Annotated in this window: 15 protein-coding genes; 4 read left to right on the forward strand and 11 right to left on the reverse strand. The window is 64.7% G+C overall.

The window, feature by feature from the left end:
- Nucleotides 1-120 precede the first annotated feature (120 nt).
- Together FFI87_RS30435 and FFI87_RS30440 are read left to right on the forward strand one after the other, a co-directional pair.
- On the forward strand, nt 121-519 hold the full coding sequence (locus FFI87_RS30435; protein ID WP_138850850.1) for a RidA family protein: 399 nt from the start codon (nt 121-123) through the stop codon (nt 517-519).
- 59 nt (nt 520-578) lie between these two features.
- Nucleotides 579-1,526: a GlxA family transcriptional regulator gene (locus FFI87_RS30440; RefSeq protein WP_138850288.1), complete on the forward strand. Its 948-nt coding sequence runs from the start codon at nt 579-581 to the stop codon at nt 1,524-1,526.
- A 65-nt stretch (nt 1,527-1,591) separates the two neighbouring features.
- Here the strand turns inward: FFI87_RS30440 and FFI87_RS30445 are convergent, their stop codons facing one another.
- The 3 genes from FFI87_RS30445 to FFI87_RS30455 all read right to left on the reverse strand — a co-directional run bounded on the left by FFI87_RS30445 (nt 1,592) and on the right by FFI87_RS30455 (nt 3,900).
- On the reverse strand, nt 1,592-2,074 hold the full coding sequence (locus FFI87_RS30445; RefSeq protein WP_138850289.1) for a YybH family protein: 483 nt from the start codon (nt 2,072-2,074) through the stop codon (nt 1,592-1,594).
- Between the two features lie 122 nt (nt 2,075-2,196).
- Nucleotides 2,197-3,051 carry a DJ-1/PfpI family protein gene (locus tag FFI87_RS30450; protein WP_138850290.1) on the reverse strand — a complete coding sequence of 285 codons (855 nt, stop codon included), beginning with the start codon at nt 3,049-3,051 and terminating at the stop codon, nt 2,197-2,199.
- 102 nt (nt 3,052-3,153) lie between these two features.
- On the reverse strand, nt 3,154-3,900 hold the full coding sequence (locus tag FFI87_RS30455) for an SDR family oxidoreductase (protein ID WP_138850291.1): 747 nt from the start codon (nt 3,898-3,900) through the stop codon (nt 3,154-3,156).
- 391 nt (nt 3,901-4,291) lie between these two features.
- On the opposite strand from FFI87_RS30455, the gene FFI87_RS30460 reads away from it, so the two are divergent.
- Both FFI87_RS30460 and FFI87_RS30470 read left to right on the forward strand, forming a co-directional pair.
- Complete coding sequence (locus FFI87_RS30460; RefSeq protein WP_138850292.1) at nt 4,292-5,332, forward strand: lipase family protein; 1,041 nt, start codon at nt 4,292-4,294, stop codon at nt 5,330-5,332.
- A 472-nt stretch (nt 5,333-5,804) separates the two neighbouring features.
- Nucleotides 5,805-6,860 carry an aldo/keto reductase gene (locus FFI87_RS30470; protein WP_138850293.1) on the forward strand — a complete coding sequence of 352 codons (1,056 nt, stop codon included), beginning with the start codon at nt 5,805-5,807 and terminating at the stop codon, nt 6,858-6,860.
- Between the two features lie 31 nt (nt 6,861-6,891).
- On the opposite strand, the gene FFI87_RS30475 is transcribed toward FFI87_RS30470, so the two are convergent.
- From FFI87_RS30475 to dapA, 8 genes are all read right to left on the reverse strand, one after another.
- Nucleotides 6,892-7,596: an SDR family NAD(P)-dependent oxidoreductase gene (locus FFI87_RS30475; protein WP_138850294.1), complete on the reverse strand. Its 705-nt coding sequence runs from the start codon at nt 7,594-7,596 to the stop codon at nt 6,892-6,894.
- Between the two features lie 11 nt (nt 7,597-7,607).
- A complete protein-coding gene (locus tag FFI87_RS30480) occupies nt 7,608-8,414 on the reverse strand; it encodes a DeoR/GlpR family DNA-binding transcription regulator (protein ID WP_012372302.1) in 807 nt (268 codons plus the stop codon).
- A gap of 104 nt (nt 8,415-8,518) precedes the next feature.
- Nucleotides 8,519-9,706 (reverse strand): sialidase family protein, encoded by a 1,188-nt coding sequence (locus FFI87_RS30485; RefSeq protein ID WP_138850295.1) that lies wholly within the window; start codon nt 9,704-9,706, stop codon nt 8,519-8,521.
- 23 nt (nt 9,707-9,729) lie between these two features.
- Nucleotides 9,730-11,148 carry a sodium:solute symporter family protein gene (locus tag FFI87_RS30490; protein ID WP_012372304.1) on the reverse strand — a complete coding sequence of 473 codons (1,419 nt, stop codon included), beginning with the start codon at nt 11,146-11,148 and terminating at the stop codon, nt 9,730-9,732.
- A 118-nt stretch (nt 11,149-11,266) separates the two neighbouring features.
- On the reverse strand, nt 11,267-12,286 hold the full coding sequence (gene pdxA / locus FFI87_RS30495; RefSeq protein ID WP_138850296.1) for a 4-hydroxythreonine-4-phosphate dehydrogenase PdxA: 1,020 nt from the start codon (nt 12,284-12,286) through the stop codon (nt 11,267-11,269).
- Between the two features lie 11 nt (nt 12,287-12,297).
- Complete coding sequence (locus FFI87_RS30500; protein ID WP_138850297.1) at nt 12,298-13,581, reverse strand: four-carbon acid sugar kinase family protein; 1,284 nt, start codon at nt 13,579-13,581, stop codon at nt 12,298-12,300.
- Nucleotides 13,578-14,744, reverse strand: coding sequence for an iron-containing alcohol dehydrogenase (locus FFI87_RS30505; protein ID WP_138850298.1), 1,167 nt, complete (start codon nt 14,742-14,744; stop codon nt 13,578-13,580). Before FFI87_RS30505 ends, FFI87_RS30500 begins: the two co-directional genes overlap by 4 nt.
- Before the next feature lie 14 nt (nt 14,745-14,758).
- Nucleotides 14,759-15,655 (reverse strand): 4-hydroxy-tetrahydrodipicolinate synthase, encoded by an 897-nt coding sequence (dapA, locus tag FFI87_RS30510; protein ID WP_138850299.1) that lies wholly within the window; start codon nt 15,653-15,655, stop codon nt 14,759-14,761.
- Between the last annotated feature and the right edge of the window lie 176 nt (nt 15,656-15,831).

The raw sequence follows: 15,831 nt of genomic DNA on the forward strand, positions 1-15,831 counted from the left end.
GTGCCTCGCATTTGAATTGTTTGCATTTTACAAACGGTCATGAACACGGATGGTCGTTTATCGCGCGGGTGTCGGTCGGTACAGTGTGCCGATCGAAACCAGTGATCCATGGAGGTGAAGGTGGGCAAGCGCGATGTGGTGTTTGCGCCGGGACGTCGGGCGCTGTACGAGCGCAACCGGTACTCGCCGGCCGTACGGGCGGGCGGGTTGCTGTTCGTCTCCGGTCAGGTCGGCAGTCGCGAGGACGGCACGCCCGAGCCGGATCTGCAGCAACAAGTGCGGCTCGCGTTTCGAAACCTGAACGCGATCCTGCACGCGGCCGGCTGCACGTTCGATGATGTGATCGACGTCACGGTGTTCATGGTCGATCCGCAATCGACCTTCGAGCGCGTCTGGCAGGTCGTGCCGGAGTTCTGGGGCGACGCGCCGCATCCGGCGCTCACCGCGGTCGGCGTAACCTGGCTTTACGGCTTCGACTTCGAGATCAAGGTCGTGGCGAAGCTTCCGGTCGCCGAATGACGCAATTCGAGGGTTCCCGGTAAAATAGGCCTCTCCTGGGTTTGCGGTAACCGCTCGTCATGCATCGAATCGGATTCTTCGTTTGCCGTGGCTACGATGCGCTTGATCTGGGCGGCCCACTGGCGGCCTTCAATCAGGTGGCCACGGCCGCGGGCCATACGCCGTACGATCTTCATGTCATCTCGCAATCCGGCGGCCCGGTGCACGGCAATACGGGCCTGTCGATCGACACGAAGCCCGCCGCAAGGCGCACGTTCGACACCGTCGTGTTCGTGGGCGGCACTATCGATCCGATGCAGACGCCGGAGAATATCGCCGCCGCCAGAAAATTGGCGGCCAGGGCATCGCGGGTCGCGAGCGTCTGTACGGGCGCGTTTCTGCTCGCGGAAACGGGCTTGCTGGATGGCTTGAGAGCCGCGACGCACTGGCGATACGCGGCGCTATTGCAGGCGCGCTTTCCTCGCACCCGGGTCGACGGTGACAGCATCTACGTGGTGGACGGGCGCGTATGGACGTCGGCGGGCATCGCGTCCGGAATAGACCTGGCGCTCGGCATGATTGAACGAGACATGAGCGCGGAGACCGCGCGCGCTGTCTCGAGGCTGTTGGTCGTTCCGTATCGTCGACCGGGAGGGCAGTCGCAATTCTCCGCCATGTCGCAGATGGAGCCGGAATCGGATCGCATCCGCATCGCGCTGAATTTTGCCAGGGAGCATCTGGCTGAAGCGTTGCCTGTCGAACGGCTTGCCGATGCCGCGAGATTGAGTGTGCGACAGTTCGGCCGCGCCTTTCGCCGGGAAACCGGAGAAACACCGGCCAAGGCCGTCGAGCGTTTGCGCGTCGAAGCCGCGAGGCTGCGCCTGCAGAGCGGCAGCGAACCGATCGAACAGATCGCGTTGGCGGTGGGATTCACCGATCCGGAGCGGATGCGACGGGCCTTCATCAAGCTGCACGGGCATCCACCGCAAGCGATTCGACGCGAGAGCAGATCGAACGGCGCGCGCTGATCGACTGTCGGCCGATTAGCGCGCTGAGTGGTCAACGTTCACCGAAGGGCGATTTCGCCGGCCGCTTAATGGTCGGCGGTTTTGACCGGAGGGTAGTCGTTCCACATGTCGCGATGCAGCTTCCACTCGCCGGCCTGCTTCACAAACACGAGGATCTGCTTGGCGCGGATCTTGAGCTTTCCATCGTGATCGCGCACCTCCGCATCCGACACCTCCGTCACCATCCGGTCGTCACCGTAGAACTCGTAATGGCTGAACGATACGGTGCCCGGTTTCGTTCCGGCATAGCCCTTGGTGAAGTACTCGGCGATCGCGCGGCTCCCGATGACTTTGTCGCCACCGGGCGGCAAGAGCGTGCCGTCGTCGGTGTAGAGACGGCCGATCTCCTCATAGTCTCCGCGCGCAAAAGCATTCGCCCATCGGGCGTTTTCGGCCTTGATGGCCGCTTCGGGCGGACGTTGCGCACCGCCGGCGGTGGCCGGCGCGGTGAATGTGAAAAAGGAGACGCAGGCTGCAAGAGCAGCGGTACAAAGACGGATCTGTTGCATCGTGTGATTCCCGAACGGGCTTGAATAGAAAGGGCGGCACCAAAATGGGCCGGTGGAGCGGGCAGGTGGCCGCGGCCTTCATCGAGCACGGCCGTGGCCTGCACCTGTTGCAGACAAGCGTTTCAGCGAACGCCGGGGATGCGTGCGAGCCCCCTGGATGCACCGGGCAGTTTCTTGTCGACCATCGCGATGACTTCCGGCCGTGCGTCCCGAGGATGACCGGAGTGAAACGGCGGAGCGGGATCGTATTCGATCGCGAGCTGCGTGAATTCGGCGGCCTGTCGACCGCGCAGTTTCGCTGCCACGCGAAGTGCGAAGTCGATACCCGCCGTCACGCCGCCGCCGCTCATGAACCGGCCGTTGTCGTCTTCGACGAAGCGCTCGGGAACGGGAATCGCGCCATATTCGGACAGCTTGTTGACGAAGGCCCAATGACAGGCGCTTCGCTTGCCATTGAGTACGCCGGTTGCGGCGAGCACGAGCGATCCGTTGCATACCGACGTAACGTGCTTGGCGCTCTCCGCCAGACGCCGGATCTGCGCCTGATACGCCGGCCGCATCGGCACCGACAAATCGGACCCGCCGGGGACGAGGATCACGTCGGTCTGCTCGATATCGGCCAGTCGTTCGGTGTTGCCATACACGACGCCGAATTCGAGCGTTACGTTGCCTCCGTCGAGGCTCGCGTAGCGAACGTTCGTGTTGGGTAGCCGGTGGAAAATCTCGCTGGGGCCGGCGAAGTCGAGAAGCGTACCGCCGTCGTAGTTGACGATCAGAATGTTGAGCGGGGCATTCGGGGGAAGTAGCCCCTCGCTGTTTGCCTGTGCGCCAACCGGTGTGGCGTGCGCGAGCAACGCGCCGCCGCCCAGGACGGCGCCGAGCGTGGCGGCGCTTCCAAGCTTGAGCACATCGCGGCGCGAGCGACCTGCCCGGGTGAGTGGTTTTACGGAAGCGTTGTTATCGCTACTGTCGGTCAAGATGATTTCTCCTTGCACTTCGGCCCCTCGGCGCGTGCCGCCGGACTGGGCCGGATTGAATAAGCGCCACGACGAACCGCGTGGCGGATGTGAACCGCAGGCTCAAAGCTGCGACGCACCGCCATCGACGACCAGTTCGGTGCCGACGACGTAGGAGGATTCGTCGCTGGCCAGATATAGGGCCGCGTAGGCAATGTCCTCGGCCTTGCCCAGGTGGCCCACCGGAATCGTCGCGGCGAACTCGGCCCGACGGTCGCGAACCCATTCGTCGGACATGCCCCACCTGGTGATCAACGGCGTGTTCATCACGCCGGGCGCGATCGCGTTGAAGCGGATTTTCCGGTCGAGAAACTCGTAGGACCAGCTGCGGGCAAGCGATCGCACGGCGGCCTTCGCCGCGGCAGTCAACGAGATGCCGTGCTTGCCGGTCTGCGCGACGAACGACGTGTTGAGGATCACTGAGGAACCTTCCCGCAAGTACGGCAGTGCCGCTTGAAGCGTGAACACCACGCCCTTGACGTTGACGTCCATGATCTCGCCGTAGAGTTTGTCGTCGATGTCGTCGACCGCGGACGGGAGCGCCCAGCCGGCGTTGGCGAACACGACATCCAGCCCGCCGAATTGCGCGTTTACGTCGGCGGCGATCGCTCGCATGTCCTGGATCGAACGCACGTCGCCCTTGAGTACGAGCGCATGCTCGCCAAGTTCGGCCTTCACGTGCTCGAATACGGAATCGTCGCGACCGGTGACCGCTACTCGCGCGCCTTCCGCAATGAACAGCTTCGCGGTGGCAAGACCGATGCCGCTGGTTCCGCCCGTGATCAACGCGGACTTGTTCTTGAGCCTCATCTTCCATTCCTTTCCATGTCGTGATTGATCCGGGCGAACGCTCGAAACGCAATCGCGTTCGTGCGCCTTTCCCGGCGTGATCTTTCGATGTGAAGTATGGAATGTGAGACGGATGGCGCAAAGGTCGTATAACCCTCAAAAAGCGCCATGTAAGCCGCCCATCAGCGGGAAGCACGAGCCGTCACGCCCGACCGTGACAGACCGTCGGTACCTGCCAACCTCGACAGGTTGTTCCGCCGTACCGCGTGCGCCATGATTTGCGTGCTCATTGCGAGCCTGCCCCGCTTGCGTTCCGTGCAATCCAGTCCCAGTCCGACCCGCATCGGCGCAAGAGGGGGTGATCGGCTGGTTCGCAATGACTCCCTTCCGCAGCGCGACGACGAGGCGAACCATGACATCCAGCAGACTCGAGCAAATGCAGGCCAATCTCACGTTGGCCTATGTTCTTAACAACGCAGCAGTCGACGGAGCCGGGAGGGAACTCAAGCATCCGACTGCGTCGCAGGTCAAAAAGATCATCGTGGACCGCCTGAACCGATCGACGATGACCCGGGACGATCGATTCGAAATTGCGTGGGGGCCGGCGATCGTATTGGATCCGAATGGCGAAGCTGCCAATGTCACCGTCGTCTTGCAATTGGCCGGTAGCGGCGAATATACAGTGGTGACGAGCGGCACCAATTTCACGTCCCCGCTTGATGTTCTGAGCGATTTTTCCTATGACACACTCGAGCCATTCAGCGCGTATGTGCCGAACTGTCCGTCGGACGCACGCATATCGGCGGGTACGAACGGAGCGCTGTACCACGTCCTGAAGACGCCCGATGAAAGTCATCAGACGCTCGTCCAATTCCTGAGCACCGTGCCACCGTCCTCGGTGGTCAACGTTGTCGGGCATAGCCTTGGAGGCGCGTTGGCGTCCGCGATCGTGTTGTACCTGAAGAATCAGAGCGGCTTGCAGTCTCTGACGTACCACTGCCAGACGTTTGCCGCGCCGACGGCAGGCAACGATGCGTTCGCCGGCTATTTCGACGAGCAGATGCGAGGCAATGCGGTACGCATATTCACGACGCGGGATATCGTGCCGATGGCATGGAATGCGGACACCCTCCAGAAGGTGAAACACGTCTACAGCGACGTTCCTCACCATGACACTCCTGATAACGTGAAGGTTGCTGTCGATCTGCTCAGCGTTGCTACAGCGTCGCTGAAGTACACCCAATGGGGAACGTCCGAACCATCAGGGCCCGTGGCGACGGCGATGGAGTACCCGCTGAAGGCGGACGTCAATGTAGCCATTCTGGATTTCCAGGCGCAGGTTGGCTTTCAGCATATCGACGGATACATTGCCTGCCTTGGTATGGCCCGCAGCGACATTGATCTCCCCCCGCTGCCACAGGTCAACCCCAAGGTCGGTAAAACGCCCGTGTGAAGCAGTACGAAGCAAAACCCATAAGAACACTGGCCCGCAGTGTGAAAACCCGCTTCGGCGGGTTTTTTCATGGCCGGTTTCTGCCGGGCCGCAATGGCCTGAGTCGCCGCCGTCGATATGTCGTGGGATCGACGCTTGGCAAAGATCAGGCGCACGTCGCGGCTTTGCATTGTTCACTCTGGAAGTAACAGAACGTTCAATCGGCCGTCATTTATCAGCCGGCTGCGACTCAGTAGAGTGCTTTCCCATGTCGGCGCCCGGCGACAAACTGAATGAAAGGAAGCCCGGCATGACGCAACACACTTTGTCGCCCGGGCATCTCGAGACGGCACGCCGGTATGGCGCACGTGTCGCAACGAGTGCCGGCCCATTTCGGGCAGCACACGCTCGAATCCGCTGAAATCCAGGTGTGCGGTGCGTGCCGGACCGCACACCGCCGCATTCTTTCCAGCCGATCCACAAGGAAACGCTCATGCAATACAAGCAATTGGGCCGCACCGGCCTGTATGTCTCCGAGCTGTGTCTCGGCACGATGACGCTGGGCGGCAATGCCGATGCCGGGATGTGGGCGGCGATCGGCGCTGTCGGTCAGGACGACGCGACCCGATTGATCTCCCGCGCACTGGCCGCCGGAATCAACTTCATCGATACCGCCGATATTTACTCCTTTGGCCACGCCGAACGCCTCGTCGGACAAGCGCTCCGGGACCTCGGCGTCCCGCGCGGCGAGATCGTGCTGGCGACCAAAACGGCCGGCGTGATGGGCCCGAAGCCCAACGATCAGGGCGCGTCGCGCGGCCACATCATGGATTCGGTGCAGCGAAGCCTGGAACGGCTGCAGGTCGACCATATCGACCTTTACCAGATCCACGCGAACGATTCCGTCACGCCGATCGAAGAGACGCTGCGGGCGCTCGACGATCTGACGCGCCAGGGGCTGGTGCGCTATGTCGGCGTCTCGAACTGGCGCGCAGGAAAGATCGGCAAGGCGCTCGGGCTCAGCGAAGCGCTGCGCGCGACGCGCTTCGAGACACTCCAGGCCTACTATTCGATCGCCGGACGTGACGTGGAGCGCGAACTGGTGCCGCTCGCGATCGAGGAGCGGATGGGGCTGCTCGTCTGGTCGCCGCTCGCCGGCGGTTTGCTGTCGGGGAAGTTTGGTCCGGGGGCGCCAACGGAAGAAGGTTCGCGGCGCAGCCATTTCGATTTTCCGCCGGTCGATCTTGACCGGGCGTGGCCGTGCGTCGCGGCGATGCGCGCCATCGCCGATGCGCGAGGTGTGTCGGTCGCCCGGATCGCGCTCGCGTGGTTACTCGCCAAGCCGCATGTCACGAGCGTCATCATTGGTGCCAAACGGGTCGAACAGCTCGAAGACAATCTCGGCGCGGTCGATGTCGTCCTGACCGACGACGAGCTTGCGCGTCTCGACGCCGTGAGTGCTTTGCCTCCGTGTTACCCGGGCTGGATGATCGATCGTCAGGAGTCGGGCAGGCGGCCCAAGCCGTTCGCGCGCGTCGTGTCGAACTAGGGTTCGGCGACGCCAGCTCCATCCGCTCGCGTTAAAGCGACGCGCCACCACACATGACGATCTGCTGCCCCGTGATCGCGCTCGCGTCCGCGCTCAACAGGAAGCCGGTCAGCGCGGCGACTTCCTCGGGCGTGATGAATCGCCCGATCGGCGGCAGCTTCGGAGGCGTTGCCGCCCGCGCCGGATCGCGCAGGAACGGCGTGTCCGTCGCGCCGGGCGCGACGACGTTGACGGTGATGCCCTGCGGTGCGAGTTCCGCGGCCCAGGACCGCGCCAGGCCGACCAGCGCGGATTTGGTCGCCGCATACTGGCTGCGCGTGGCCGCGCCGTTGGCGGTCCGGCTGCCCAGCAGCACGATGCGTCCGCCGGCGGGCATCCGGGGCACCAGACGATCGGCGAGAAAGGTTGCGGACTCAACATGGAGGCGCCACATTGCCGCGCCGTCCTCGTGTGAAAGCTGACCGAGCGGCGCGGTACGCATGAAGCCGGCCGCATGCACCAGCGCGTCCACCGCACCCAGTGCATCGCACACGGGCCCGAGTGCCGCGAAGTCGGTGACGTCGACCGGCACGATGGTCAGGGACCCATCGGTCGTTTCAATGCGCGAGCGGCACAGTCCCGTGACGCGCCAGCCGTCGGCGAGCAGACGGTCGACGATCGCTCGTCCAATTCCCGACGACGCGCCCGTCACGACCGCATGGCGCGAACCCGAACCCGACTGCTCCCATTGACCCACGATCGCTCCTGCTACGTTTGAACCTGCGATGAACCGCCGGATGGCGCCGCAGTCTTCGTGCTGACCGCGTGAACGGTGATCCGCGCTTGCGAATGAAACCGCTCGAGCTGCTCGGGCAGGGCCGCATCATCCGTCACGAGCGTCCAGTCACGCTCGAGCGGCGTCCAGTGCTGCTGACTCGCGCGTCCGAGCTTGTCCGCGGTCACGAGCACGAAGACCTCGGCTGCCTGCCGCATCACGCATTCCTTCAGATACGACTGTTCGCTGCTCGCCTCGCACAAGCCGAGTTCGGCGACCACGCCATCCGCGCCGAGGAACGCCTTGTCGACGCTCAGGCGGCTCAGCGCGATCTGTGCGAGCGGCCCGAGCGTGCTCATGCTGGACGACCGGACGTCGCCGCCGATCACCGTCACCCGCACGCCCGACGCGGCGAGCGGGCTGACGACCAGCAGATTGTTGGTGACGACGTGAACGGCTGTCCGGCCGGCAAGCAGGCGCGCCAGCGCCGCGGTCGTGGTGCCGCCGTCGAGGAATACGGTGTCGCCGTCCTCGACGAACGCGCTTGCCGTGTGCGCGATCGCTTCCTTCTGTTCCTGCGAACTGACGCGCCGCTCCTCGAGCGAGGGCTCCGGCTCATGGCCGCCCACCGCGGCGGCACCGCCGTAGGTGCGCAGAATGCGACGGTCGCTCGCGAGCGCACGCAGATCCCGGCGAACGGTTGCTTCCGACATCCCGAAGTGCTCGCACAACGTCGCAACGTCCGTCATGCCCCCGAGTACGGCCTGCAGCATCGCCTCCCGGCGCCTGGTCACTTTCATGTTCGTGATTTCCTGGTCTGATCGCATTGGCGCGCAAGTCTGCGCATCCCGACCGACAAGTTTATCGAATTGCCGCAGTGACCGGCCAGTTGCGCCATCGGGTGTCATCGACCGCGGACCCACGCTTCGTCGACGCGCACGTATTTGATCTTCTGCCGGAACCACGTGAATGCGATGTGCAATGCACCGTCTTGCGACTGCACGATGGACGGATAGGAATACTCCCGGTTGCGCCGGTCCGCGGAATTGTTCGTCATGCAGTACCCGTCGCCGATTTCCAGGTTGCGGCGGCGCCGCCATGTCCTGCCGCCGTCCTCGGAGATGGCCAGCGACATCGGCGCGCGCGGAGCGCCCCAGAACGCGGTGCCGCGCGCGGACGCTTTCTGGTCGCGCAGCGCGCCGCTGTCCTCCGAGTCTTCGATGTCGTCATACAGGGACGCGCGACGCGCGTTGGCGTGCGACGCGTCGCTCTCGTTGAACACGAGTGCGAGGTGACCGTTCCGCAACACCGTGAACTGGATCGACGAGTTGTTGTTCGGCACATCGGTCGGCTCGGGCGCGCTCCACGTGCGGCCATCCGTCGAGCGGCTCGCGTAGACGAAGTCCGCCCAGCGGCTGCGGTAAAGCGCAAGCAGCGAGCCATCGTGCAGCACGTGAACGTTCATGTGCACGCACCCGACGCTGTCCGGCACCTCGTGCAGCGACCACGACGCGCCCTGGTCGTCGGAGACCATGACCGCGCTGACGTCGTCGTTACCGACCCAGCGCTCACCGGGCGCTGTGCGGCACAGGAATACCGGGCAGAGCCACGTGCCGTTGTCGAGCGCGATGATCGGCTGGCGAACGAATGTGCCGGGGCGATCGAACAGGGTCTCGACGGGACCCCAGGTGACGCCGCCGTCCGTCGACACGCGGCGGCGAACGATCGCGGTGTTCTGATGGCCGGACAGTTGCGCGGTGTAGATCAGCCACAGGCGGCCGTCCGGTGCGGTGAACAGCACAGGGTTCTGTTCCGAGCGGGTCGGGTCGTCCGACAGCTTTTGCGGTGACGACCACGCGTTCGTCCCGGCCGCGAGACGCGACAGGTAGATGGAGACGTCGGGAATGCCTTCCTGGGTGCCTCCGAACCACACGCACAGCAGGTCGCCGTTTGCGAGGCAATGCAGGTTGGCCGCATGGTTCTGCACGCCGGCGGTGGGCAGAAACGCTTCCTGCCGTTCCGCGTCGGCATACGCGGTGCGAACGCAGTGATCCGACGCGGCGCTCGCCGCTTCAACGAGGTTCGTGCTCATGAAATGTTTGTCGAGTTACGAGGTTAGTGCGATTCGCGATGCGTGAGCGGCTTGTCGCGAAGATTCGAGCCCTCGCCATGAAACAACAGCTTGCCGATGACCAGCACGATGGCGGGCGTCACCAGCGCGACGTACATGTTGTCGATGCCGAACGGGTTGCCGAGCAGGTACCAGACCGTCGTGGCGATCGTCGCGATGATCAGGGCCGACACGGCGCCGCGCTTGCCGCTGAAGAACGGCAGGTAGATGCCGATCAGCGCAACGACCGACACGGACAGACGCAGCGCACGGCTGAAGAACGACAGCGCGAGGATCTGCGGGACGAACAGCACGAAGATCAGCGGGAGGAAGCCGACGACCAGCGAGATCCAGCGCGTCATTCTCAGTTCGACGTCGGGCGTCGGCTTGAAACGCGGCACGTAGAAGTCCTTGACGATCAGCGAAGCGATCGCCAGCGCGACGGTGCAGACGCTCACGAAGATGGACGCGACGAGCGACGTCGTGACGATGCCGGCCAGGATCGGGTTCATGTGCTGGAGGAACACCGGCAGCGCGTACAGGCTCTTGATGTTCGGATACAGGTACTTGGCCGTCACGCCGATGAAGCCGAGCGCGAGCCCGATCGGCACGCACAGAAGCGCGGCGATCAGCGACGACGCGCGCGCACCTTCGGGACTGCGGGTGGCGGAGATGGCCTGGATGATGAACTGCGTCGAGAAGATCGCGCCGGCCGTGCCGATGATCCATGCGCCGATCGTGCCGCCCGACAGCGCGCCCGTCCAGGTGAAATAGTGCGCGGGCATGTTCTGCGCCATCGGCTGGATGCCGCCTGACAGCTTCCACGCGACACCGACCAGGATGGCGATGCCGAGCAGCTTCACGGCGCTGTGAACGACCGTCAGGTACGCGACGCTCTTGAGGCCGCCCCACACGAAGTAGACGGTGCTGACGATGGCGGTGATGATGGCGGCCGTGGGCAGGTTGATCCGCATGACCGTCGAGATGGCCGCCGCGCCGCTCACGTAGTTGCCGACGTTCACCACGAACAGCGCGTAGATCATGATCGCGGACACGGCGAGCTTCGCGCCATGGCCATAGCGTTGCGCGATGAAGCCGGAGATCGTGAACTCGCCCGACGCATACAGGCGCTTGGCCATGAACAGGCCGAACAACAGAAAGCCGATGGCCGCCGCCAGCACCGACCACGACGCGGCGATGCCGGCCGAGAACGCTTCCTGCGAGGTCCCGACCGTCGATTTCGCGCCGATGAATTCCGACATCAGCAGGATGGCGACCACCAGCGCGGGCATCGAGCGCCCGGCCACCATGAACTGTTCGGAATTACGGCTGCGCAGGCGAATGCTGATGACGCTCGTAATCACAATGTAGACGACAACCATGCCGATGATGGTGGCTGTGTCCCAATAACTGAAGGTGGCCATCGCTTGTCTCCACGTTACCTTCGGTTGATATGCGTTCGGGTATGTCGGGCGATCCGGCATGTGCCTGCCGGTAGCGCCTCTTGGTGATGCGGGTTTTGCGTGTCGTTGCCGATGCGGCTTACGCGGCGACTGGCGCCGGCTCGTTGCGTCGCGTGGCAAGTTCCACGGCCTGGCGGAAAGCCTCCAGCAGGCTGCGTTCGTCGGCGATGCCCTTGCCGGCGATGTCGAACGCGGTGCCGTGGTCCACCGACGTGCGGATGACCGGCAGGCCGACCGTCACGTTCACGCCGGCTTCGAGGCCCATCACCTTCACGGGCCCGTGCCCCTGGTCGTGATACATCGCGACGACCACGTCGAAATCGCCGCGGCCCGCACGGAAGAACAGCGTGTCCGCCGGCAGCGGGCCTTCCACGTCCCATCCGCGCGCCTGGAGGATCTGGACCGCCGGAACGATCTTCTCTTCCTCTTCGCCGTAGCCGAACAGGCCGTTCTCGCCGGCATGGGGATTGATCCCGCATACGCCGATGCGGGGATTCGCGATGCCGGCGCGAACCAGCGTGTCGTGTGCGCGCTCGATCGTGCGTTGCACGAGGCCCGGCTCGATCTTGCGAATCGCGTCGAGCAGGCCGATGTGCGTCGTCACGTGGATCACGCGAAGGTTGGGCGCGACCAGCATCATCGACACTTCGTCGATGCCCGTCAGATGCGCGAGCATTTCCGTGTGTCCGGGGAAAATATGGCCGCCGGCATGCAGCGCTTCCTTGTTGAGCGGCGCGGTGCAGATCGCGTCGAGCTCGCCTTTCGACGTCAGCTCGACGGTGCGCGCGATGTATTGATACGCGGCGTCTCCGGCGACGGCGGACAGCTTGCCGTAGGGCAGGTCGGCCGGAATGAGCGCCATGTCGATGCAATCGACGACGCCCACGCGGAACGCGCCGTCGGCCGGCCGGCTGACGGCACGCACGTCGAGATCGACGCCCGCCCTGCGGCCGGCGTCCCGCAGGCGCGCGGCGTCGCCGATGACCACGGGACGGCACTGCTCATACACGGACGCATGGGCAAGGCTCTTCATGATGATTTCCGGTCCGACGCCGGCCGCGTCGCCCATGGTGATGCCGATGATGGGGCGGTTGTCCATGTCAGTTCCCTTCACAAATTGGTTTGAGCGGTATTGGCCGTCTTGCCTTCATTCGCAAGCCGGCGCCACGCGTGATGGATCGACCCGGGCTGGCCGAAGCCGCCGGCCTTGGTCACGACGGGGAGGGTCTTTCCCTGCAGCCGGCATTCGAGCAGCGGCATACCGTCCTCGATTTCGTCGACGACGCGCAATGCGCTCGCGCCGGCCGCGATAAGCAGCGCGCGCGCCGTTTCACCGCCGGTCGCGATGATCGCGCCTGCGTGGCGCGCGGCAGGCGCAAGCAACGCCGCAAGACGATTGCAGAACAGCAGGCCGTCGTTCACGTCGCCGCGCTGCGTCTGGCTCATCGAGACCACCACGTGCCGGCCGTGGCGTAGCGCGTTGCATACGGCCGTCGTGACGTCGCTGCGCGGATCATCCAGCGCGGAGACGGCGACCTCGAGCGCAACGAGACTGGCACCGGCGTTGGCCTTGAGGTACTCCACCTGTGCATGCGAGATGCTCGACATGCTGCCGACGACCGTGAGCACCGGTCCTTGCGGATCGTCACCGGCGGCCGCCGGTTCGGCGATGCCGCGGCGCGGCTCCAGCGCTTCGATGACCGCGGGGGCAAGGCCGGCCGAGCCGACCCAGAACACGTTGTCGAGCGTCGCGGATGCGCGCGCAATGCGGTGCAGATCATCGTCGGATTCCGCATCGCACACGACGGCCTGCGCGCCCTCGGATTGCATTTCCCGCAGGCACGCCGCGAGCGCGCCCGGTTCGGCGCGCACCGTGCCGATTGCCGCGTAGGCGACGCGCAGGTGTTCGGCGCAGAGCAGCGCAACCAGGTCCGCCTTGCCCCGGATGTTCTCGTTGCGCCAGTATTCGCTGGCTTCGACCGGCACGCCGCGCACCCATTGCCGCCCGTCGCGGGTGGTGCGGCCGGATGCCGGGTAGGCCGGGCACACGATCGCCATGCCAAGATGCGACGCCAGCGCGGCCACCTCCGTCGCGACATTGCCTCGCAGCGTCGAGTCCACCTTCTTGTAGATGCGCGTGTCGGAATGCGACAGCGACTCGACGGCAGCGACGTTGCGTCGGGCGGCCTCGTCCTTCGATGCGCGGCGCGAGTCCACGTCGACCGACAGGATGTCCACGCCATTCGTCGGCGCCGGCGCGTGCTCGGTGTCGAGCAGGACCATCGCCGTCAAGCCGTGATGCAGCCCGGCCACCGCGCAATCGGCCGCGCCCGACAGGTCGTCGGCGACGATCAGCAGCCGTGCCGCGTGCTGTGCGACCGCGTTCGCGTTCATGGCAGCAGGCGGCTGTAGATGGATTTCATGTCGTCGAGCGTCAGCGCCTTCGGATTGTTGCCGAGCAGGCGCTTGACCTTCGATGCCGCGACCGCCAACGCGTCGAGATGTGCTTCGGACACGCCGAACTTGCGCAGGTCCTGAGGAATGTCCACGGCCGCCGTCCATTCCTCCATCTTGTCGATCAGCTTGCGCGCCGCGACCGGGTCCGCGTCCGTTTTCGATGCCAGATCGAGTGCGCGCGCAACGTTCGACAGCCGGCCTTCGATCGCATCGAGGTTGAAGGCCATCACGTGCGGCAGGAGCATCGCGTTCGCGACGCCGTGCGTGACGTTGAACATCCCGCCGAGCGGGTAGGCGAGCGCATGCACCGCTGCCGTGCCGGCGGCGGTGAGTGCAAGGCCTCCGTACATCGAGCCGAGCATCATCGCTTCGCGTGCTTTCAGCGACCGGCCGTTTTCATACGCTTCGACGATGTTCGCGCCGATCAGGCGCATCGACTCCATCGCGTACATGTCGCTGATCGGGTTCGCCTTCGTCGAGATGTACGATTCGAGCGCATGCACGAATGCGTCCATGCCGGTCGCGGCCGTGATCGGCTTCGGCAAGCCGAGTGTCAGCTCCGCATCGAGAATCACGATTTGCGGCAGCAGGTGACGGCTGACGATCCCCACCTTCAGTGCTTCGTCCGGCAGCGTCACGATCGCGTTGGGTGTGACTTCGGAGCCGGTTCCGGCGGTCGTCGGCACCAGGATCATCGGCACGCCCGGGTGCTTGATCAGGTCGATGCCGAGCCAGTTGCGCAGCGGTTCGTCGTTAGTCAACCTAACCGCGAACAGCTTCGCCGCGTCGAGCACGCTGCCGCCGCCTATGGACAGAATCGCCTGCGGTGAAAAAGGCGCGATCTGCTCCTGGTACACCGTCTCGACATTGCCGATGGTCGGCTCCGGCTCGACGCCGCGAATGATGCGCACGTCGACGTCCTTCGCGTTGAGCGATGCGATCACGCGATCGGCGATGCCCAGTTCTTCCATCGCAGGTTGCGTGATCAGTGCAATGCGCTCGACCGGCGTATCGAGCAGCGACAGCTTGTCGGCAAGCGTGTCGAGGCTACCTGCGCCATGGACGATGTGCTTGACGGTCTGGAAGTGATAGGTAGTCATGCTGATGACCCGTTTCAGTGGCCGCGCGCGGCGTCGTGGTAGAGGGAGAGCGCTTGCGCCAGCCGCTCGCGCGCGCTGGCGTCGAGCGGTTGGGCAGGGGACCGCGCGGGGCCTGCGGGCATCCCGAGCATGTGCGCGGCGGTTTTCAGCACGACGGGCATCGTGCCCAGCGCGAACGCATCGCGCAGCGCACGCAGCGATTCCTGGGCCGCGCGTGCGCCGGCGATGTCGCCCTCCTGGAACTTGTTCCAGATGGACATGACGACCTGCGGGACGGCATTGGTCGTCGCGGCGACCGCACCGTCGCCGCCGGCGATCAGCGTCCAGAGAATCATCGAATCGGTGCCGGTGAAGACCGCGAAGTCGTCGCGTCGCAGGTTGATCAGTTGCAGCAGGCGATCGAAGTCACCGCCGCTGTCCTTGATGCCGCGAATGTTCGGAATCTCCGAAAGCCTGCGCACGGTATCGACCGTCAGCGTGATGCCCGCTTTCGCGGGGATCGTATAGAGCATGACCGGAAGCGGCGTGGCCTCGGCGATCTTCTTGTAGTGAGCGTAGAGCTCCGGTTGCGTCGCGCCGTTGAAATACGGCGTGATCACGGAAACGGCATCCACGCCGACCTCGGTCATCTTCCGGTTCAGGTCGATCACGTCACGCGTCGCATAGGCGCCGGTGCCCGCGATCACGGGCACGCGCGAGCGGGCCTGGCTGACCGCGATGCGCGCGACGCGCAGTTTCTCTTCTTCGTTCAGTGCGATGAATTCGCCATTGGTGCCGAGCACGAAGAGGCCATGCACACCCGCTTCGATGAGCCGTTCGACCAGCGCGCGCAGGCCGTCTTCATCGACGTCCTCGTCCGCCGTCATTGGCGTGATCAGCGCGGGAACGATCCCCTTGAACGACATTGACATGCAGGGCTCCATCGCGGAAGGGACGGCGAAGGCGCCGTCGCCATGGGTTGGGCAGAAAATCAGCGGGCTGCGCGCTTGCGGACACTACGGTGCCGCCACATAACGTCAGCCGGCGCAACGCGGACCACGGAACGATGTGCTCGTTTCAGTCAAAACCGTTGCGTGATGTGTGCATT

The sequence above is a fragment of the Burkholderia sp. KBS0801 genome (assembly GCF_005937855.2).
GTDB lineage: Bacteria > Pseudomonadota > Gammaproteobacteria > Burkholderiales > Burkholderiaceae > Burkholderia > Burkholderia ambifaria.

Coding starts and splice junctions, on each gene's coding strand:
- FFI87_RS30440 (WP_138850288.1), top strand. CDS start 579: ATGCATCGAATCGGATTCTTCGTTTGCCGTGGCTACGATGCGCTTGAT.
- FFI87_RS30445 (WP_138850289.1), bottom strand. CDS start 2,074: ATGCAACAGATCCGTCTTTGTACCGCTGCTCTTGCAGCCTGCGTCTCC.
- FFI87_RS30455 (WP_138850291.1), bottom strand. CDS start 3,900: ATGAGGCTCAAGAACAAGTCCGCGTTGATCACGGGCGGAACCAGCGGC.
- FFI87_RS30460 (WP_138850292.1), top strand. CDS start 4,292: ATGACATCCAGCAGACTCGAGCAAATGCAGGCCAATCTCACGTTGGCC.
- FFI87_RS30470 (WP_138850293.1), top strand. CDS start 5,805: ATGCAATACAAGCAATTGGGCCGCACCGGCCTGTATGTCTCCGAGCTG.
- FFI87_RS30480 (WP_012372302.1), bottom strand. CDS start 8,414: ATGAAAGTGACCAGGCGCCGGGAGGCGATGCTGCAGGCCGTACTCGGG.
- FFI87_RS30485 (WP_138850295.1), bottom strand. CDS start 9,706: ATGAGCACGAACCTCGTTGAAGCGGCGAGCGCCGCGTCGGATCACTGC.
- FFI87_RS30490 (WP_012372304.1), bottom strand. CDS start 11,148: ATGGCCACCTTCAGTTATTGGGACACAGCCACCATCATCGGCATGGTT.
- pdxA (WP_138850296.1), bottom strand. CDS start 12,286: ATGGACAACCGCCCCATCATCGGCATCACCATGGGCGACGCGGCCGGC.
- FFI87_RS30500 (WP_138850297.1), bottom strand. CDS start 13,581: ATGAACGCGAACGCGGTCGCACAGCACGCGGCACGGCTGCTGATCGTC.
- FFI87_RS30505 (WP_138850298.1), bottom strand. CDS start 14,744: ATGACTACCTATCACTTCCAGACCGTCAAGCACATCGTCCATGGCGCA.
- dapA (WP_138850299.1), bottom strand. CDS start 15,655: ATGTCAATGTCGTTCAAGGGGATCGTTCCCGCGCTGATCACGCCAATG.